Annotated in this window: 18 protein-coding genes; 17 read left to right on the top strand and 1 reads right to left on the bottom strand. The window is 67.1% G+C overall.

The window, feature by feature from the left end:
• Nucleotides 1-184: 184 nt before the first annotated feature.
• Nucleotides 185-973, top strand: coding sequence for a mechanosensitive ion channel family protein (locus ACFSXZ_RS28040; RefSeq protein ID WP_378268215.1), 789 nt, complete (start codon nt 185-187; stop codon nt 971-973).
• A gap of 132 nt (nt 974-1,105) precedes the next feature.
• Nucleotides 1,106-1,498 carry an SCO5389 family protein gene (locus ACFSXZ_RS28035; protein WP_378268214.1) on the top strand — a complete coding sequence of 131 codons (393 nt, stop codon included), beginning with the start codon at nt 1,106-1,108 and terminating at the stop codon, nt 1,496-1,498.
• A gap of 186 nt (nt 1,499-1,684) precedes the next feature.
• Here the strand turns inward: ACFSXZ_RS28035 and ACFSXZ_RS28030 are convergent, their stop codons facing one another.
• Nucleotides 1,685-2,188, bottom strand: a complete 504-nt coding sequence (locus ACFSXZ_RS28030) for an Lrp/AsnC family transcriptional regulator (protein ID WP_378268213.1) — start codon at nt 2,186-2,188, stop codon at nt 1,685-1,687.
• 134 nt (nt 2,189-2,322) lie between these two features.
• Here ACFSXZ_RS28030 and ACFSXZ_RS28025 point away from each other — a divergent pair, with 134 nt between their 5' ends.
• The 15 genes from ACFSXZ_RS28025 to ACFSXZ_RS27955 all read left to right on the top strand — a co-directional run bounded on the left by ACFSXZ_RS28025 (nt 2,323) and on the right by ACFSXZ_RS27955 (nt 18,831).
• The gene (locus ACFSXZ_RS28025) at nt 2,323-5,772 is read left to right on the top strand and encodes an indolepyruvate ferredoxin oxidoreductase family protein (protein ID WP_378268212.1); all 3,450 of its coding nucleotides are present in this window, start codon (nt 2,323-2,325) and stop codon (nt 5,770-5,772) included.
• Nucleotides 5,769-6,254 (top strand): MaoC family dehydratase, encoded by a 486-nt coding sequence (locus ACFSXZ_RS28020; RefSeq protein WP_378268211.1) that lies wholly within the window; start codon nt 5,769-5,771, stop codon nt 6,252-6,254. The genes ACFSXZ_RS28025 and ACFSXZ_RS28020 overlap by 4 nt, the downstream gene beginning before the upstream one ends.
• A complete protein-coding gene (locus tag ACFSXZ_RS28015) occupies nt 6,247-7,083 on the top strand; it encodes an HpcH/HpaI aldolase/citrate lyase family protein (RefSeq protein ID WP_378268210.1) in 837 nt (278 codons plus the stop codon). Before ACFSXZ_RS28020 ends, ACFSXZ_RS28015 begins: the two co-directional genes overlap by 8 nt.
• 181 nt (nt 7,084-7,264) lie before the next feature.
• Nucleotides 7,265-7,975: a class II aldolase/adducin family protein gene (locus ACFSXZ_RS28010; RefSeq protein ID WP_378268209.1), complete on the top strand. Its 711-nt coding sequence runs from the start codon at nt 7,265-7,267 to the stop codon at nt 7,973-7,975.
• Between the two features lie 25 nt (nt 7,976-8,000).
• Nucleotides 8,001-8,921 carry an acetamidase/formamidase family protein gene (locus tag ACFSXZ_RS28005; RefSeq protein ID WP_378268208.1) on the top strand — a complete coding sequence of 307 codons (921 nt, stop codon included), beginning with the start codon at nt 8,001-8,003 and terminating at the stop codon, nt 8,919-8,921.
• A gap of 2 nt (nt 8,922-8,923) precedes the next feature.
• Nucleotides 8,924-9,667 carry a hypothetical protein gene (locus tag ACFSXZ_RS28000; protein ID WP_378268207.1) on the top strand — a complete coding sequence of 248 codons (744 nt, stop codon included), beginning with the start codon at nt 8,924-8,926 and terminating at the stop codon, nt 9,665-9,667.
• 225 nt (nt 9,668-9,892) lie between these two features.
• Entirely contained in the window at nt 9,893-11,341 is a 1,449-nt protein-coding gene (locus tag ACFSXZ_RS27995; RefSeq protein WP_378268206.1) for a sugar ABC transporter ATP-binding protein, read from the top strand.
• A complete protein-coding gene (locus ACFSXZ_RS27990; protein ID WP_378268205.1) occupies nt 11,338-12,363 on the top strand; it encodes an ABC transporter permease in 1,026 nt (341 codons plus the stop codon). Before ACFSXZ_RS27995 ends, ACFSXZ_RS27990 begins: the two co-directional genes overlap by 4 nt.
• 60 nt (nt 12,364-12,423) lie before the next feature.
• Nucleotides 12,424-13,515, top strand: a complete 1,092-nt coding sequence (locus ACFSXZ_RS27985) for a sugar ABC transporter substrate-binding protein (RefSeq protein WP_378268204.1) — start codon at nt 12,424-12,426, stop codon at nt 13,513-13,515.
• Nucleotides 13,516-13,566: 51 nt separating this feature from the next.
• Nucleotides 13,567-14,595, top strand: coding sequence for an NAD(P)-dependent alcohol dehydrogenase (locus ACFSXZ_RS27980; RefSeq protein WP_378268203.1), 1,029 nt, complete (start codon nt 13,567-13,569; stop codon nt 14,593-14,595).
• A gap of 102 nt (nt 14,596-14,697) precedes the next feature.
• On the top strand, nt 14,698-15,186 hold the full coding sequence (locus ACFSXZ_RS27975) for a YbhB/YbcL family Raf kinase inhibitor-like protein (RefSeq protein ID WP_378268202.1): 489 nt from the start codon (nt 14,698-14,700) through the stop codon (nt 15,184-15,186).
• Nucleotides 15,187-15,267: 81 nt separating this feature from the next.
• A complete protein-coding gene (locus ACFSXZ_RS27970) occupies nt 15,268-16,176 on the top strand; it encodes an alpha/beta fold hydrolase (protein ID WP_378268201.1) in 909 nt (302 codons plus the stop codon).
• A 42-nt stretch (nt 16,177-16,218) separates the two neighbouring features.
• Nucleotides 16,219-17,160: a quinone oxidoreductase family protein gene (locus ACFSXZ_RS27965; RefSeq protein WP_378268200.1), complete on the top strand. Its 942-nt coding sequence runs from the start codon at nt 16,219-16,221 to the stop codon at nt 17,158-17,160.
• Nucleotides 17,161-17,194: 34 nt separating this feature from the next.
• Nucleotides 17,195-17,794, top strand: coding sequence for a TetR/AcrR family transcriptional regulator (locus ACFSXZ_RS27960; RefSeq protein WP_378268199.1), 600 nt, complete (start codon nt 17,195-17,197; stop codon nt 17,792-17,794).
• Nucleotides 17,795-17,907: 113 nt separating this feature from the next.
• Nucleotides 17,908-18,831 carry an acyl-ACP desaturase gene (locus ACFSXZ_RS27955; RefSeq protein WP_378268198.1) on the top strand — a complete coding sequence of 308 codons (924 nt, stop codon included), beginning with the start codon at nt 17,908-17,910 and terminating at the stop codon, nt 18,829-18,831.
• Nucleotides 18,832-19,271 lie beyond the last annotated feature (440 nt).

The following is a 19,271-nucleotide window of genomic DNA, read 5'->3' as shown; positions in this document are numbered from 1 at the left end:
CAAGCGTTGGGCGGTAGGAAATAAATCTCCAGAACTCGGCTGCTTGCGCGAGAATTCACGCCCTGTTTGGGAATGACGAGTAACGGGTAGCTGCGCGGAAGGGTCACGACCGCCGGTAAGGGAGTGATCGACCTTTCGAGATGTGACGCGAGCGTGTTCCGCTCGCGCAAAGGATGTGAATACGTTGAACGTCACACAGGCGTGGAACGATGTCCTGCACACGGTGATCGCGTTTCTACCGAAGCTTGCCGTGTTCCTGGTGATCCTGGTGATCGGCTGGCTGATCGCCGCGGGATTGCGAAAAGTCGTGAAGATCGTACTGCGGCGGCTCGGGTTCGACCGTGCGGTGGAGCGCGGCGGCATCAAACGGGCGCTCGCTTCGTCCCGGTACGACGCCAGTGGTTTCGTCGCGGCACTCGTGTACTACGCCGTGTTGCTGATCGCGTTGCAGATGGCCTTCGGTGTGTTCGGTCCCAACCCGATCAGCGCAGTCCTGGCCGCGATCGTGGCCTGGCTGCCCCGCGCGATCGTCGCGGTCGTCATCGTGGTCGTCGCCGCCGCGATCGCGAACGCGTTGCGCGACCTGATCGGCGGTGCGACGGGCGGGCTGAGCTACGGCCCCATGCTGGCCAGGCTCGTGCAGGTGGTGGTCATCGCCTTCGGGGTGATCGCGGCGTTGAGCCAGATCGGCATCGCGAACATCATCACCGGACCAGTGCTGTTCACCGTACTGGCCACCGTGGGTGGCGTGATCGTCATCGGCGTGGGCGGCGGCCTGCTGCGCCCGATGCAGGCGCGGTGGGACCGCTGGCTCGACCGCGCCGAACACGAGTTGCCACGGCAGCGGAGCCACGAAGCCGATCGAGGCGTCCGCGAGGAGACCAGGCGAGAACCGCACGCCACCGGCACCGCGGGGAGGGCGGAAGCGACCCAGCAGGTTCCAGGTGACCGGGGCGACAGTTCAACCCGGTAACCCCAGCCACGGGATTCCCCTGGCGGTGTTGGTCCGTCCTGGTGATCACGGCCCGGGTTCCTTGCCTGTCGATAACGAAAACCAGTATCAATAAGGAGTCAGGTTGTCCCGTTGACCGTTGGAGGTCTCATCATGTCGTTGGACGTGCCCACCGCGTTGCTGGACCGCGCCGAGCGAGGCGAGGTCGGTGACGAGGACTTCGTGGCCTGTGTCCGTGATTCCCTGCCCTACGCGTGGAAAGTGGTCAGCGCGGTGGTGGCCGATTTCCGTGGTGGTACGGGGGAGTTCGCGGACCACGCCACTCCGCCGCCCAGTGAGACCGACCGTGGCCAGTTGCTGCGGGCGCTCGCGTCGGACGCGATCCGCGGTGGTTTGGAGCGGCATTTCGGCGTGAAGCTGGCTTTCCAGAACTGCCACCGGGTCGCCGCGTTCGCACCGTCCGCAGTGGACAGTGCTGCCTATCGCGACTTCGTTTCGCCGCGCGGCCAGTTGCTCAACCAGAGCCCGGAACTGCGCAACTGCTGAGTCCGAATCCGTAGGCAGTGTTTCAAAGGCGCGCGATCGGATTTGCGTAGACGGGCCGTGACTCTCGTCGTCGGCCTGCCTGGGCCGGTAGGCGGCCCGCCTCCGAAAATCCGAAGCCTTCGGCACCCGCGCGCGGCTACTCACCTCGTGCGGAAACACGGGCTTTCGAAACAGGCACTGGGCGGGTCACCGTGGCGGGGGAGTGGAGCGACCCCACCCCTTCGCCGCGGTGTGCCGGTCGAGGAGCGGCCATACGCGGTACGGGACAACCGTGTTGATGATCAGGGTCGTGTCCGTGTGCCGGACTCCGGCGATGGTGACCAGATCGAGGGAGATCCGCTGGATGTCGCTGACCGAACTGGAAGCCACGAGGACCACGATGTCCTCGCGCCCGGCCTGGGTGCGCGCCTCCAGGATCTCCGGCACCTCCGCGAGCCTTTCGATGATCTCTTCCATCTTGCGCTGATCGATCTCGAGGCTGATCTGCGCCTGGACCGGCAGGCCGATCGAGGCCAGGTCCAGTTCCGGGCGGAAACCGCGCAGGACACCGGATTCCTCCAACCGTCGCATTCGCGCCTGGATCGTGTTGCGGCTGACGCCGAGTTCGCTCGCCAGCTGGGCGACACCGACGCGCCCGTCCTCCTCCAGCGCTCCGATGATCTCGGCATCGAGTCGGTCGAAGGTTGTCATAGTGGTCATCCATTCGGCTCGCGGTCCCGGCCACCTTGGCATTCTGCATAGTTGTGGACGGACACGTTGACCAGTCCGCGCCGTATACCAAAGCTTATCTCAACAGTGTGCCCGTTCCAGCGGAGGGAACAGCGATGACCCAGGCCCCGCCGGACACGGCGACCACCTACGACCTGAACGACCGGTACCGGACCGGTGCTCCGTCCGTACTGCTGACCGGGGTGCAGGCGATCGCCCGGCTGCTGATCGAGCAGCACGAACTGGACCGGCGGGCGGGGCGCCGGACGGGCATCTTCGTGTCGGGCTACCAGGGCAGCCCGTTGGCAGGCGTCGACCGGTTGCTCAGCGGAATGCCCGACGTGCTGGCCGGAAACGACGTGACCTTCGTTCCCGGACTCAACGAGGAACTCGCGGCCACTGCGGTCTGGGGTTCCCAGACGGAGCTTCCCATCGGCACTTCGCCCTATCGCGGCGTGGTGGGTGTCTGGTACGGCAAGGGGCCCGGTCTCGACCGGTCCACCGATGCCCTGCGGCACGCGAACATGTTCGGGGTCAACGCGAAGGGCGGCGCGCTGCTGCTCGTGGGGGACGACCCGGCCAGCAAGTCTTCGACCGTTCCCGCGGTGAGTGAGCGGTCGCTGGCCGCGCTCGGTATTCCGGTGCTGTTCCCGCGCAACGCCGCCGAGATCGTCACGTTGGGCCTGCACGGCATCGCCCTGTCCCGGATGTCGGGTTGTCCCGTCGCGCTGAAGATCGTCGCCGATGTGGCGGACGGCGCCTGGGCGGTCAACGAAGCCGTTTCCCGCCTCCGGATCACCACTCCGCGCGTGGTCTGGGAAGGGCGGCCCTGGACCTACCGGCAGCGCGTGGTCGACCTTGCCCCGGGCCACATCCAGTCCGCGGAGGCGGATCTGTTCGGCCCGCGCACGGCCGCCGTGCTCGCCTACGCGGCGGCCAACGACCTCAACCCGGTCGAGGTCGACCCGCCCGCACCAGCGGTCGGGCTGATCGCCGCCGGCAGCACCTACGACGCGCTTCGTCAGAGCCTCGTCGACCTCGGTGCCGACGACGCGACGCTCGCGGGGGCCGGTATCCGGATCATGCGGATGGGACTGATGTATCCCGTCGATCCGGCCGCGGTCGTGGATTTCGCCGCCGGCCTGGAAAAGATCCTTGTGGTGGAGGACAAGTCCGCCTTCCTCGAGACCTATGTCCGGGACGCGCTCTACGGGACCGCCCACACGCCCAAGGTTCTCGGCAAGAAGGACGCCGACGGGAAGCCGCTCATCCCGCATGACGGGGAGATGACGCCCGGACGGTTGGCGGGACCACTGCGCCGGGTCCTCGGCGACCGCCTTTCGCTGTCCGCGCCTCCCGCCGGTCCGATCCAATTGCCCCTGCTGACCACTTCACGGGCTCCCTACTTCTGCAGCGGGTGCCCCCACAACCGCTCGACCGTCCTGCCCGAAGGTTCGGTCGGCGGAGGCGGAATCGGCTGCCACACCATGGTGACGCTCGAAGCACGGGAGGCCTCGTCCGTCGTCGGGATCACCCAGATGGGCGGCGAAGGAGCGCAGTGGATCGGCCAGGCGCCGTTCACCGACGTCAAGCACATCTTCCAGAACGTCGGTGACGGGACGTACTTCCACTCCGGTCAGCTCGCCGTGCAGGCCTGTGTCGCCGCGGGCGTCAACATCACCTACAAGCTGCTCTACAACGAAGTCGTCGCGATGACCGGCGCCCAGGACGCCGAGGGCGCGTTGCCGATCGAGGCGCTGACGCACAAGCTCACCAGCGAAGGGGTCGGCCAGATCATCATCTGCGCCGAGGATCCGGGCCGCCACCGTCGCCGGAAGCTCGCCAAGGGCACCCTCCTGTGGCACCGCGACCGGCTCGACGAGGCGCAGCGCCGGCTCCGGGACACCCCCGGGGTCACCGTGCTCATCTACGACCAGCACTGCGCCGCCGATGCCAGGCGGCAGCGCAAGCGGGGCAAGCTGCCGGCGCGCCCGACCAGGGTCGTCATCAACGAGGCCGTCTGCGAGGGCTGTGGCGACTGCGGCAGGAAGAGCAACTGCCTGTCGGTCCGCCCGGTGGAGACCGAGTTCGGCCGCAAGACCCGGATCGACCAGACCTCCTGCAACACCGACTACAGCTGCCTCGACGGCGACTGCCCTTCCTTCGTCACCGTCGAAATCGACCCCGGCAAGCGGGTCGCGCGCCGCGAGATCCCCGAGCCGCCGAAGATGCGAGTTCCCGTGTCGCGCGGCCGATCGGACGCCCAGAACGTGTTCCTCGCCGGTATCGGGGGCACCGGGATCGTCACCGTGAACCAGGTGCTGGCCACGGCCGCCCTGCTGGCCGGATACGACGTCGAGACGCTCGACCAGACCGGGCTGAGCCAGAAGGCGGGGCCGGTCACGGGGCATCTCCGGTTCTCCGCGAAGAATCTCGGGCCCTCGAACCGGGTCTCGCCGGGCGCCGCGGACTGCCTGCTCGCGTTCGATCTGCTCACCGCCGCCGAGCCCCACAACCTCGCGTATACGAATCCATCCGGGACCGTCGCGGTCGCCTCGACCAGCCAGACGCCGACCGGTGACATGGTCTACGACCCGGCCGTCGCGTATCCGGCGACGGAGGAACTCACCGCGCGCCTGGAAGCCGTGACCGCCGAACTCCACACGTTCGACGCCCTGGACACTGCCGAGAAGCTGTTCGGCGACACCGCGGCCGCCAACTTCCTTCTGGTCGGCGCCGCCTACCAGAGCGGCGCGCTGCGGATCCCGGCCGACGCCATCGAGGAAGCGATCAGCATCAACGGTGTGGCCGTGTCCGCGAACGTCGCGGCCTTCCGGTGGGGCCGGGCGGTGATCGCGGAACCGCGCGCCTTCGCCGCCGCGGTCGCGCCGCGAGGGGGAGCGAAGGACCCGGTCCCGCCGATCGAATCTACTTTGGACGGTGAGATTCGGCGCCTGGCCGAGGTTCGGGCGGCCCAGCTCGTCGGATTCCAGGACAGGAAGACCGCCGAGGACTACGTTCGGTTCGTCGAGCGGATCCGCGACGCCGAACGCGCGGTCACCGACGAAACCCGCTTCAGCGAAGCTGTCGCGCGCTTCCTCTACAAGTTGACCGCCTACAAGGACGAGTACGAAGTCGCGAGGCTTCTCACAGCTCCCGGTTACGCTGATGCGGCTACCGGCGAGGTGCCCGGCAGCGGTCAAGTGACCTTCAAACTGCACCCGCCCGTGCTCCGTGCGCTGGGACGCCGGAAGAAGGTGTCGTTCGGTCCTCGATCCCACTGGGCGCTGCGAGGTCTCGCGAAGTTGAAGGGACTGCGCGGAACCCCGTTCGATGTCTTCGGTTACGCCCACGTACGGCGGCTCGAGCGGGCCCTGGTGGCGCACTACCGCGAGGTCGTCACCGAACTCGCCGAGCACCTCTCGCCCGAGGGTTATGAGCGGGCGGTCCGGATCGCGGGTCTGCCCGATCTCGTGCGCGGCTACGAAGGCGTCAAGCTGGCCAATATCGCCGCCTACCGCGAAAGCCTTGTCGCCGAAGGCGTCGCTGTGGAGAGCTTGACGTGACCGGACAGCCGAGACGGGTGGTCCAACGCGGCCTGTGGTTCGAGGAGTTCGAAGTCGGCACCGTCTACGAGCACCGGCCCGGGCGGACGGTGACCGAGGCGGACAACACGCTGTTCACCACGCTGACCATGAACACCCAGCCGCTGCACCTCGACGCGCACGAAAGCGGCCGGACGCCACCGTTCCACGAGCGGCTGGTGAACTCGATGTTCACACTGTCCGCTTTGGTGGGTCTTTCGGTTTCGCAACTGACTCAGGGCACGATCGTGGCGAACCTCGGTTTCTCGGAGGTTTCCTTTCCCGCGCCGGTGAAACACGGCGATACCCTGTACGCGGAAACGCTTGTGGTCGACAAGCGCGCCTCGGCGAGCCGGCCTGGTGAGGGTGTGGTGAGCCTCGAGCACATCGCCCGGAACCAGGACGGGAAGATCGTGGCCCGGGCGGTCCGCACGACGTTGGTGCGGATGGCACCCGATGCTTGACCTGGATTGGGCGCCAGGGCCCGCGTGGCTCTTCTGCCCGGCCGACCGGCCCGAGCGCTACGCCAAGGCGCTCACGGCCGCCGACGTGGTCATCCTGGATCTGGAGGACGCGGTCGCCCCCGCGAACAAGGCGGCCGCCCGCGATGCGTTGCGTGGACTGGTCACCGACGGTGCGTTCGACGCCGAACGCACCGTGGTGCGGATCAATGCCGCCGGCAGCCCGCAGCACGATCCGGACGTGCGCCTGGCCGCGGAACTGGATCTGCCCCGGCTGATGCTCGCCAAGGCCGAGCACGTTCCGAGCGTCACCGCGCTCGCCCACCACGTCGTGGCGCTGCTGGAAACGCCGAGGGGCATCGAGTACGCCGCCGACCTCGCGAGGGCCGCGAACGTCATCGGCGTCATGTGGGGTGCGGACGACCTGGTGGCCGGCCTCGGCGGCACCGCCAGCCGGCGGCCCGACGGCACGTATTCCGACGTCGCCCGATACGCCAGGTCCCGGGCGTTGGTGGCCGCCAAGGCACATGGCCGGCTGGCCCTCGACGCCGTGTACATGGACATCGGCGACACGGCCGGACTCGCCGCGGAGTGCGACGACGCGGTGGCCGTCGGATTCGACGTGAAGGTCGCCATTCATCCGAAACAGGTCGCCACCATCAGGGCGTCGTATGTCCCCACCGCGGACCGCGTCGATTGGGCACGGCGGTTGTTCGCGCACGTGGGTGAAGACCGTGGGGTCACGACGTTCGAGGGCCGGATGGTCGATGGCCCGATCTACGCGCAGGCCGAGCGGGTGCTCAGGCTGGCGGACGCGACACGAGACCGGTGACACCGGACCCGGGCTTGGCGAGCCCGGGTCTGTCGGACCCGGCGCGGCGAATCCCGGCTTGCGGCACTCTGCGCGACGGAGCGCCGACCATCCAGTTAGGACCTTGACACCCGGCGGGCCCGGCCATAAGCTCCCTACTTACGTTCCGTTCCGGATCGTAACGTATCTCAGGGAGGTTCCTGTGACTGACCCCTGTCAAGATCTCCGCAAAGAGCTCACGCTCGGTTACCGGATTCTGGGCATGCGCGGACTCGGTCTCGGTCTGCTCGCCCATCTCACCGCGCGGTTGCCCGGCTCCGACACCTTCTGGACCTACCAATTCGGGCAAAGCGTGGAGGAGGTCCGGATCCGGGACCTCCGAGAGGTGGATTTCGAGCTGAACGTCGTGCGCGGCGAAGGAACGATCAATCCTTCACTCCGCTTGCACGGCGAAATCTACGCCGCACGGCCGGACGTGGTGTGCATCGCGCACCATCACGGTGACAACGCGGTCGCCCTCGGCGCGCTGGATCAGAATCTTGTTCCCTTCGACAGGAATGCGGCGCGATGGGAGGGCGAAATCGACCTCACGACCGACATCGAAAGCCTGCCGCTCGCGGAGCAGGGACCGGTGGTCGCTCGCCTGCTCGCGAAGAACAAGGCGCTCCTGATGAAACACCACGGTGTGATCGTGACCGGGACTTCGGTGGCCGACGCGGTGGTGTCCACCATCGAGCTCGAACGCTCCTGCGGAGTGCAGCTCAAGGTCATGGCCGCCGGCGAGCCCGTGCTGATGACCCAGGCGGAGATCGACGACTCCAGGGTCCTCGGCGGCGAGGTGATGATCAAGGGGACTTGGGACTACTACGTCCGAACTCTGCACCGCCGCGGACTTGACAGCGACATCGACTGAGCCGGAATTCGAACGGGAGACCAGGATGAACCACAAGACCTCGACGACCCACCGCGTCTTCGACCGGGAAACACCGATCGCCCTGACCATCGACGACGGTGACACCGTCGATTTCGAGTGTCCCTCGATTTTCGACTGGGGACCCAACGCCTCCGTCGATGACCTGATGAGCATGGACTTCGTCCACCCGCATATCCTCACCGGCCCGGTCGCCATCCGCGGCGCGGAGCCAGGTGACGCGCTCGCCATCGACATCCTCGACGTGCGGGTCACGACACCGCAGGGCGTCACCGCGTTCATGCCGGGCTTCGGTCTGCTCGCCGACGACTTCGACGAGGCCCACGTGCACGTGGTCCGGTATGTCGACAAGATGGCCGAGATCAAAGAGGGAGTGCGGGTTCCCCTCGAGCCGTTTCTCGGCATCATGGGCGTGGCCCCGGCGGAGTTCGGGGAACATTCCACCATTCCGCCCCGGCCCATCGGCGGTAACCTCGACAACCGCCATTTCCGTCCGGGAACCCGGCTGATCCTTCCGGTCGAGGTCTCCGGCGCCCTGTTCTCCTGCGGTGATGGGCACGCCGCACAGGGCGACGGTGAGGTGTGCGGTACGGCCGTCGAGACCAGCGTCGCGGCGACCCTGCGGTTCCACGTGCTTTCCGGCCAGGCACCGTCCTCACCCCGTGCGGTGGTCAGTGAACCCCTCGAGCGCACACCGGACCGGGGCCATCTCGTCACCACCGGCATCGGTGACGACCTCCACGAAGGTGCTCGTCAGGCCGTCCGGCAGATGATCGGCCTGCTGGTCGCCGAGCGAGGGCTGACCCGGCAAGAGGCCTACGTCCTGTGCAGCGTCGCGGCCGACCTGAAGATCAGCGAGATCGTCAACGAACCGAACTGGATTGTCAGCGCCTACCTCCCGCTGACGGTTTTCACGGAAGGATCCTGACCATGACCGACGCACAGATCATCGCCGATCGATGCACCGATGCCTACAACGAGCCCGACCGGGCCGTACTGGCTGAGATGGTCACCTCGTTGTGGGCACCCGACGGGGCACATTTCGGCGGGTTTTCCGCCAAGGGCCACGACGAACTGGTGAGTGGAATCATCCAGATGCGCGTCGAAAAGGTCGAGCCCATCAATCTCGTGTTTCGTCTCGGGTCCAAAGTGTACAGCCACGAGGACGTCATCATGTTCCTCTGGGAGGCGGTCACCGGGTCCGAACCTCCCGTCGCGACCGGCGCGACGGTCATCAAGACGACGCCGGACGGGCGTATCCAGACCGACTACAGCTTCACCTTTGTCGACGACGATCCTGACCAGAGCCAGGCGCAGCAGCTGGCGGACGGGTTCGCCGACGTCTTCAACGAACCCGACCCGGAAGCCCGGGCCGCGCTGGTTCGTAAGCTCTGGGCGCCGAATGGCCTGCACCTGGGTCATTTCGTCGCCGAGGGGCACCAGGCGATCACCGACGGAATCGCGGAGTCCTACCAGCAGAACAACGTCGAAGGCCAGATCCGGTTCCAGGCGCGCCGGCATGCGATGCGCAAAGGTGACGCGGTCTTCTTCCTCTGGGACATCGTTCCGCTGAACAGCCCTGATTCCTCCGTGGCCGTAGGATCGGAAATACTCTTTCTCGATAACGATGGCAGGGTCACCAAGGACCACACCATCATGCTCGAAGGCGACTGAGTACTGTGCCGATCTTCACCAATCCGGCAGGCTGAACCTCTTTCTCTGCCGGCATCGACAGCGGCCCGGAGCGGAATCCCTGTTCTCGCGAACCGGCTTCCTTGTCGATCCCTGATCTTTTTACCCGATCGTGGACCCTGTTGTCCATCGTTCCCGAATTTCACAAGGAGGTGAACACGGTTGAGCGTGCACGTCGAGGGTGTCACAAAGGCATACGGGGCAACGGTGGCACTGAAAGGCGTCAGCTTCACCGCGCCTACCGCCCACGTGGTAGGTGTGCTCGGTGAGAACGGAGCCGGCAAGTCGACGTTGGTCAAGATACTCGCCGGTGCCATCCGCCGCGATGCGGGACGGATAGCCGTCGGTGACGTCCCACTGCAGGCAGGTAGTCCGCGGGAAGCCCTGCGTGCGGGCGTCGCACTGGTGCCGCAGGAACTCGCGTATCTGCCGAGCCTGAGCGTGGCGGAAAACATTCTGCTCGGGCGGTTGCCCAGGCGCAACGGCGTCGTTTCCCGGCGCGGAATGATGCGCAAGGCGCGGCACTTCGCCGACCGGGTGGGGCTGCGGGTGTCGCTCGACAGACCGATGTCGCACCTCTCGCTCGCGGACGCGCAACTGGTCGAGATCGCCAAGGGGATCGCCCGGAACGCTCGTGTTCTGCTTCTCGACGAACCGACGGCGGCGTTGTCGCAGCAGGATTCCGACCGTCTTTTCGCGACCGTGGCCGCCTTGGCCGGCGAAAACGTCACGGTGCTGTGCATCTCCCACCGCCTGGACGAGGTCTTGGAGCACACGGACTCGTGCGTCGTTCTCCGGGACGGCCGGGTCGCGTTGGACTCACCCACGTCGGAGGTCACCAAGCGGGATCTCGTCGGCAGCATGCTCGGTTCCCGGAAGACCACGACCTTCCAGCGAGCACGATCGGTTCGGACGGAAAGAGCCGTCATCGAACTCCAGGGTACGAGCCACACCGACACGAACGGCTTGAGGGACGCCAGTTTCCATGTTCGCGGCGGGGAAATCGTCGGCCTTTTCAGCGTGCGCGGCGGCGGGCAGGAGGCCGCGCTGGAGACGGTGACCGGACTGCGCCCGCACCAGCGGGGCCGGCTACTGGTCGATGGTCAAGACGTCGGGGCCATCCGGAATGTCCGGGAAGCCAGGAAGCGGGGAATCGTCGGCGTGCCGCCGGATCGTAAGCGCGGTGGCCTCATCCTGAGTGGCAGCGTGGTGCACAACGCGGCGCTGCCTCAACTCGGGAAACTTGCCCGTACCGGCATCATGAGACCCAGCCGCGAGCGCGCGGTCCTCGAGGGAATCGTGACGGATTTCGCGCTCAAGTTCAGGTCACCGGTCCAGCCGATCGGGCACCTGTCCGGGGGAAACCAGCAGAAAGTGCTGGTGGGTTCCCGCATCGCGGTCGGGCACCGGCTCATCGTCCTGCATGAACCCACCCGCGGTGTCGATGTCGGTGCCCGGCGCGAAATCCACCAGAGACTGTCCGTCCTCGCCTCCTCCGGCTCAGCGGTGCTGTTCGCCAGTACGGACGTCGAGGAAGCGGTCGAGCTGGCGGACCGGCTCTACATCCTGAGAGACGGAACGGTCATCGGCGAACTGGCCGGTGACGAGAAGACACCCGCCAGAGCCCTGTCGTTGGCATCAGGAGATCCGCTATGAAGATGACGGAAACAGTGGACGGAGTGGAAGTTCCCGCCGGGCCCGCCGCGAAGTCCGGTTCGACGGGCACGGGTCTGCGTGCGCGGGGCGCCCGCGCGGCTCTTCAGTCGGTCGGCATCGGCCTGTTCTTCGTGGTCGTCTGCCTGTACTTTTCCTCACGGTCGGACACCTTTCTCACGGTGTCGAACATCGCGGGGATAGCGGCCATCGCGGCGCCGCTCGGAATCGTCGCGATAGGACAGACGATCGCCATCGTGTCCGGCGGGTTCGACCTCTCGGTCGGAGGCGCGCTACCGCTGGGCGCGGTCACGTTCGGCATCGCGGCCGACTCGATGTCCTTCGTGCCGGCCACGCTGGTCGCGGCAGCGGTCGGCGGTGGGGTCGGTCTCCTCAACGGGGTGATCGTCGAGAAGCTGCGCATCAACCCGTTCATCTGCACGCTCGCGACCTTGTCGGTGACGGGTGGGGCGGCCTTCGTGCTGACCAACGGCCAGACCAAGGAACTGCCGACCGATGCCGGATTCTGGGGAGACCGCATCGTCGGCGACCTCCAGTACTGCGTGATAGCGTTCGCGGTGGTCGCATTGGCGGTCCTGGTCCTGTTGCGGTATTCCCGGCTGGGCCGCGCGATCTATGCGATCGGGGGAAACCGCGAGGCCGCCGAACTCGCCGGGATCCGGTGCTCGGCGATCGTCCAAGGCGTCTACGTATCCAGTGGCGTGTTCGCGGGTTTCGCGGGCGCGGTCACCGCCAGTCAGCTCCTGGCGGCAGCGCCCAGCGTCGGCTCGAATGCCGCTCTGGGATCCATCTCGGCGGTCATCGTCGGCGGAGCCGCGCTGACCGGCGGATCGGGTGGTGTGGTCGGGACCGTGCTGGGCATCCTCTTGCTCGGGTCGATCAGCAACGGCCTCACCATCCTGCAAGTGAACAGCTATTACCAGACGATTTGGACCGGCATCATCCTGCTGGTCGCCGTCGCGTTCGGACGCGTGCGCGAGGTATTGCTCAGGAAAATTCTCTGATTTTCCCTGAATTCCCTGATGGCCAGACCCTGCCCAGAGTCGTGCGGGAAAGGAAATGTCATGACTCGTCACCGTAGAATCCCACTCGCCATACTGTCACTTTCGGTCGGGCTCGCGCTCACCGCGTGCTCCACCGGGAGTCAGGACAAGGCCGCGGACGGGGCCAAGCCGCTCAGCGTGGCCTACGCCGGAGTTTCCGACGCTGATCCGCTGTACAAAGCACTCGGCGACGGCCTGGCGCGGCTTGCCACCGCCAAGGGTGTGAAGCTGAACCGCTACGACAACAACGCCGACGCCACGCAGGCGCTTTCCAACGCCAACCTCATCGTCGGCCAGAAACCGGACGTCGCGATCGACTGGGACGGCGTCGGCAACACCAATTCCGTCGGCCAGGTCTTCACGAGGGCGAAGCTTCCCTGCGTCGCGGTCAACCTTCCCATCGCGGGCTGCTCGCTCTACGACCTGGACCAGGTGGGTGCCGGTACCCAACTGGGCACCGAAGTCGCCAAGATCGCGGCGGAGCGGGGCTGGGCGGCGAACGACATGTTCGTCCTGCTGGAGAGCGTGACGACCGCCGGGATGGCTCCGATCAACAGCGTCGGCGGGTTCTACTCCGAGTTCGCCAAGCATTTCCCCGGTCTCGAACAACGTGCTCCCTCCGACTTCTCCCTGACCACGACCGGTATCGGTGCCAGCGGTCAGTTTGTCGACGGAGTCGGCACCGTCGACGGCGCCTACGCGGCGACGCAGCGCGTCCTGCAGACCATTCCCGCCGGCAAGAAACTCGTCATCGACGTGCTGAACGACGCCATGGTCCCGGGTGTCCTCCGTGCGCTCGAACAGGCTGGGCGGCAGAAGGATGTCCTCCTCGCGTCGACGGGTGCGCTTCCCAGCGCGCTGGCCGGTGTGCGGACGAATCCGATCTGGGTGGCCGAGGGCGACGCGGGTCTGTCCGAGTGGCCGCGCTACCTTCTCGCGATGAGCCGTGCGATCGCGGCCGGTGAGAAGATTCCGGATCGCACGCTCACGCCGTTCCGCGTCGTGACCAAGTCCAATGTGGACACCTTGTTCGACGGTGACGCGTCGAAGACCCCGCTTCCGGTGCCGTCCGCCGACTCCTACCTGCTGAAATACGACGATCTCGGGCGATAGGGCGCCGAGAAGAACCTCTCACCCGGCAAAGCCGCCACGAAAGGGAAACACATGAGGGCCGTGCGGTTGCACGATTACCACAAGCAGCCGGTCGTCGAGGACGTGCCGGAGCCGAAGCTGACGGGTCCGCTCGACGTGATCGTGAAGATCGGTGGCGCGGGGGTTTGCCGTACCGATCTGCACATCATCGAGGGGCAGTGGGCCCAGATGATGGGGCCGCGGTTGCCCTACACGATAGGTCACGAGAACGCGGGCTGGGTCGAGGCCGTGGGCGATGGCGTGACCCAGGTCAAGGTTGGCGACACGGTCATCCTGCATCCGCAGCCGTCGTGCGGGGCGTGCCCGGCATGCCGGAGGGGCCGGGATATGGGCTGTTCCAACGCCTTCTTTCCGGGTGTGTCCGATCACGACGGTGGCATGGCGGAATATCTGCTGACCACCGAGCGGGCCTGTGTGCGGTTGAATCCCGAGACGGATCCGGCGGAGGTGGCCGCTTTGGCGGACGCGGGCATCTCCGCGTATCACGCGGTGCGGCGGGCGGTGCCGTTGTTGCGGCCCGGTTCGGTCGCGGTGGTGCAGGGGGCCGGTGGCCTCGGGCATATCGGGATCCAGGCCCTGACGGCGTTGACTTCGGCACGAATCATCGTGGTGGATCGCAGCAGGGAAGCGCTTGACCTGGCCACGCGGATCGGTGCGGACGAGACCGTGGTCTCCGATGGTGATCACGTGGCCGCGGTGGCGGACCTCACCGAGGGTCAGGGCGCGGATGTGGTGTTCGATTTCGTCGCCGAGCAAGGCGCGGAGAACGACGCCTGGGCGATGACCGGGGCGGACGGCTCGCTGTTCGTCGTCGGTTATGGCGGGGAGTTGCGGATTCCCACGGCGGATCTGGTCTCCGGTCGGAAGAGCGTGGTCGGCAATATGGTGGGTTCCTACACCGATCTTGTCGAGTTGATGGCGCTCGCTCAGTCCGGCAAGATCATCTTGCGCACTCGCCGGTACGCGCTCGAGGACGCGGTCGAAGCGTTCGAGGATCTCGCGGCCGGCCGGATCCGGGGCCGCGCGATTCTGGTGCCGTAGCGGCGTTTTCGGCACAGGTAAATTGTTCGAACAAAGAGAAAGTGAGTTCAGATGTCGGGAAACAATCCCTTCGCAGGGTTGCCCGAGGTTCCGGCTTTCACGGTGTCCAGTAAGGATGTCGTCGAGGGGAAACCGTTGCCTGCCGCGCAGTGGTCGGGCATCTTCGGCGTCCCGGGAGGGGAGGACGTTTCACCTCAGCTGTCCTGGTCGGGTGCGCCGGAGGGCACGAAGAGCTACGCGGTGACGATGTACGACCCCGACGCGCCCACCGGGTCCGGGTTCTGGCACTGGGCGGTGGCCGACCTTCCCGCCTCGGTAACGGAGTTGCCCTCCGATGCCGGAAACGGCACCGGAGAACTCCTGCCATCGGGTGCCCTGCAGATCCCCAACGACGCTCGCGCCGCCCGCTACATCGGCGCCGCTCCGCCGCCCGGTAGCGGTGTCCACCGCTACTACATCGTGGTGCACGCCCTCGACGTGGAAAAGATCGGCGTGGACGAGAACAGCACACCCGCGTTTCTCGGATTCAATTTCCTCGGCCACATTCTGGGCCGGGCGGTCCTGTGCCCGACGGCGGAAGCCGCCGGCTGAGGACGTCAGCCGGGAACCGAAACGGGCGAATGGCCGGTTCCGCGCGTGGCGGGACCGGCCGCACAAGCCGGGAGGTACCAAATGCCGTCTTTCCGGGATCCGTATTGGGGAACCCAGACCAAGCTCGCGGTGGGTGGCCAGGTGTTCGACCTGTCGGTGGCGGGTGAGGGCGAGCCGATCCTGCTGCTGCACGGGTTTCCGCAGAGTCGGGCGTCCTGGACCGGTGTCGCCCCGTCGCTGGCCGCGGCGGGATATCGGGTGATCGCCCCGGACCAACGCGGCTACTCACCCGGTGCCCGCCCGGTCGGGCCGGACAACTACCGCATCGACGCGTTGGTCGAGGACGTGCTCGGCCTGCTCGACGTCCTTGGCCTGCCCAGCGTCCACTTCGTCGGTCACGACTGGGGTGCCACGGTGTCCTGGTTCATCGCGGCACGGCATCCGGAGCGGGTGCGCAGCCTGACCGCCGCGTCGGTGCCGCATCTGGCCGCCTTCGGCCGGGCGCTCGCCACCGACGCGGACCAGCAGGAGCGATCGGCCTATTTCGGCCTGTTCAGGTCCGGCAAGGCCGAGCGCGTCATGCTTGAGGACGACGCGCGCCGGTTGCGCGCGTGGTTTCCCCCGGCGGTGCCGCGTCACCTCGTCGAGCATTACCTGGAAGCGGCTCGGCGGCCGGGCGTGTTCACCGCGCAGCTCAACTACTACCGCGCGATGACCCGTGACTTCGCGAAGCTGGGCCCGGTCGGAGTGCCGGCCACCTACCTCTGGGGCGACCGGGATCTCGCGCTGCGGCGGGCGGGCGCGGAGCTGTGCGGCGAGTACGTGACCGGCGATTACCGGTTCGTCGAACTGAGCGGGGTCGGGCACTGGATTCCCGAAGTCGCCCCGGAAGCGCTGGTGTCGGAGACCCTTGCCCGCATCGCCTCCCCGGGGAGCACCACCAGAGCCAGTGCCGCCACGAGCCTTGACAGCGATCATTCCGCCAAATAACGTTCCGTTTCGGATCGAAACGTAATAGGAAGGTGTGCACCAATGAAAGCGGTGGTCGTCGAGGCGTCGCAGGAAGTCGCCCTGGCCGATGTGCCGGAACCGGCTGCCGGTCCCGGACAGGCCGTGGTCGATGTCGAGGCGATCGGGGTCGGTTATGTGGACGTCATGGCACTACGGGGTCAGTACGCGCCCTTTCCCGGTGCCGGATCCGTCCTGGGCCTGGAGGCCGTCGGCCGTGTTCGGACAGCCGGTCCTGGCGTGCCGGAACACCTCGTCGGGAAGCGGGTTCTGGCGCTCCCCGACTTCGGCGCTTACGCGGAGCGGGTCGCCGTCGGCACAGGCCAACTGCTTCCCGCCCCGGACGGTGCCGACCCGGTCGACGTGGTCGCGCTGGGCCTCAACGCGCTGGTCGCGGAGGGCGCGCTGAGCCGGACCGGGGTCTCCTCCGGTGAACGGGTGCTCATCCGCGGCGCGAGTGGCGGGATCGGTGTGCTCGCCACTCAGATCGCGCACGCCCTCGGCGCGGAGGTCACCGTGGTGACCTCGTCCGCGGAGAGGGGGGAACGCCTGCGGAAGCTCGGGGCCACGGAGGTCGTCGACCGCACCCAGTCCGCCCTGCCCGAGGACGCCTACGACGTCATCGTGGACACCGTCGCAGGCCCGCAGGTGCACGAGCACCTGGAACTGCTGCGCCCCAACGGGCGTTACGTCCTCTGTGGCGGCGCCGCGGGAGCCCCGGGGACCGAAACGTTCGACGCGCTGCTCCGCACCTTCCACAATTCGCCGACGCTGCTCGCGTTCAGCCTGAACTCCTTGACACCGGAAGATCGCCGTAGGTCCTGGGACCGGGTCGTCGGCCTGCTCGCCGATGGCAAGCTTTCCGCCGTAGTCGACCGGAGTTTCCCGCTCACCGATGCCGCCACCGCGCTCCAGCGGGTGGACCGCGGACAGTCGTTCGGCAAGGTGGTCCTGCGCCAAGGGTAGAATTCGTCCCATCGATCGCGGGCGGGAGGGTTCGATGGCACGGCACCGGGACGAGCGCATCGACCAGTCGGTGCTGGCCGCGGTGACCGCGCTCCTGCGGGAGGTCGGCTACACGGCCTTGACCATGGAGGCCATCGCCCAGCGCGCGGGTACCACCAAGCCCGCCATCCGCCGCCGCTGGAAAAGCCAGAAGCAACTGGTGGTCGCGGCCCTGGCGGAGGAGCGCACCGGCGTCGCGGAGATGGACACCGGGTGCACCTCCTGCGACCTGGTCGGCCATCTCGAAGCGCTTCGCGTCGGGATGGCCGACCCGGCCCTGGGCAACGTGCTCCCGGCGTTGACGGCCGATCTGGCCGACGATCCGGAACTGCGGAAGGAATTCCTCGCCGTGGTCTGGGAGCCCCGCCGGGAGGCGTGCGTCGAATCCTTGCGGAAGGGTGAGGCGCGCGGCGAAATCCGCTCCGGGCTCGACATCGATCTGCTGATGGACCTGTTCGCCGCGCCGATCGTGTTCCGTGTGCTCTTCGGCCATCGTGAGCTCGACCGGAAGTTCGTCCGGGACGTCGTGAGCGGCGTGCTGTCCGGGGTGGGCGCGACCGACGGCGACGGCCTCTGCGAGCACGTCGGTCCTTGACCGTCGCCGGTTCGGGGGTTTGCGTCACCCTGTCGGGTGCCGGCCAGGTCGTCGTACCCCGGCGGTAACTTACGATGCCGTAGGTTGGTGCTCCTAAGAAGGAGACGATCACCTTGACGTCATCGCAGAGCACCCGCCTGCTGCTGGATCTCGAATCCACGGTCGCCACGAACCTCGACCGCCATCTCGAGGTGGCCAAGGAGTGGATGCCGCACGAATACGTGCCCTGGAGCCAGGGCCGTGACTTCGGCGACCTGGGGGGACTGCCGTGGGAGCCCGGCCAGTCCGGTCTTTCGCCCATCGCCAGGACGGCCATGGAGGTCAATCTCCTCACCGAGGACAACCTGCCCAGCTATCACCGGGAGATCGAGCGCGCGTTCGGCCGGGACGGCGCGTGGGGCACCTGGGTGCATCGGTGGACGGCCGAGGAGGGCAGGCACGGCATCTGCATTCGTGACTACCTGCTGGTCACCCGGGGTGTCGACCCCGACGAACTCGAGCGAGCCAGGATGCAGACCATGCAGACCGGCTTCGACAGCGGCGACAAGGCCCTGCTCAACGTTTTCGCCTACGTGTCGTTCCAGGAACTGGCGACGCGGATTTCGCACCGCAACACCGGCCGTCACACCCAGGATCCGATCGCGGACAAGCTGCTCGCCCGCGTGGCCGCGGACGAGAACCTGCACATGCTCTTCTACCGCAACCTCATGACCGCGGCGCTGGAGATCGAGCCGAACCAGGCCATGCGTGCGATCGCCGACGAAGTCATCGGGTTCCAGATGCCGGGCAGCATCATCCCCGGTTTCGCCCGTAAGGCCGCCGCCATCGCCAAAGCCGGAATCTACGATCTCCGGATCCATCACGACGACGTCGTCTCGCCCCTGCTGCGGCACTGGGGCGTGTTCGATCTCGAAGGCCTGAACGCCGTCGGTGAGGCCGCGCGGACCGAGCTGTCGAGCTTCCTCACCCGGCTTGACACGCAGGCGAGCCGTTTCGAGGAACGGCGCGCGCACGCGGCGGCCAAGGTCTCGTCCTGATCGGACGAGGTGTGCCTCGCACTTACGCCGGTGGCCTTCGCGCGCCCAGGTAGCGGGCCGCGGGCCGCGGCGGGTACGGTGGGGTGGAGGCCGTGGTCGTCCATCTCGGACAGGCGGTCGGTTCCGGCTTCCCTCACCGGTCTCGGACCCTGATTTGCCGGCAGGCGCGTCCTTCTTCCTTCTTCGCGGCGGATTCGAGCATCCGCCCACCGTTGCCACTCAAGGAGTTTCATGCCCCCAACAGATCCCCCCTCGTCCCGGCCGGCCGCGGCACCGCTGGTGTTCAGTCACCCGGAGGCCGAGCTGCCGGAGAGTGAGGCGATGTCCGAAGGGAACGCAGATTCCGCGCGGCAGGTTCGTTTCTCGGCGCGGCCGGCCGTTGCGGCGGTCCCGCGGCCACGGCGGTAGTCACCCCGTCGTCTCGCCGCCGTCTTCTGACG

Origin of the sequence: Amycolatopsis pigmentata, from assembly GCF_042684065.1 — a bacterium.
In the GTDB taxonomy this organism is placed as follows: Bacteria; Actinomycetota; Actinomycetes; order Mycobacteriales; family Pseudonocardiaceae; genus Amycolatopsis_E; species Amycolatopsis_E pigmentata.
The sequence above is the reverse complement of the archived record's forward strand: the minus strand, read 5'-3'. Positions and strand labels throughout refer to the sequence as shown.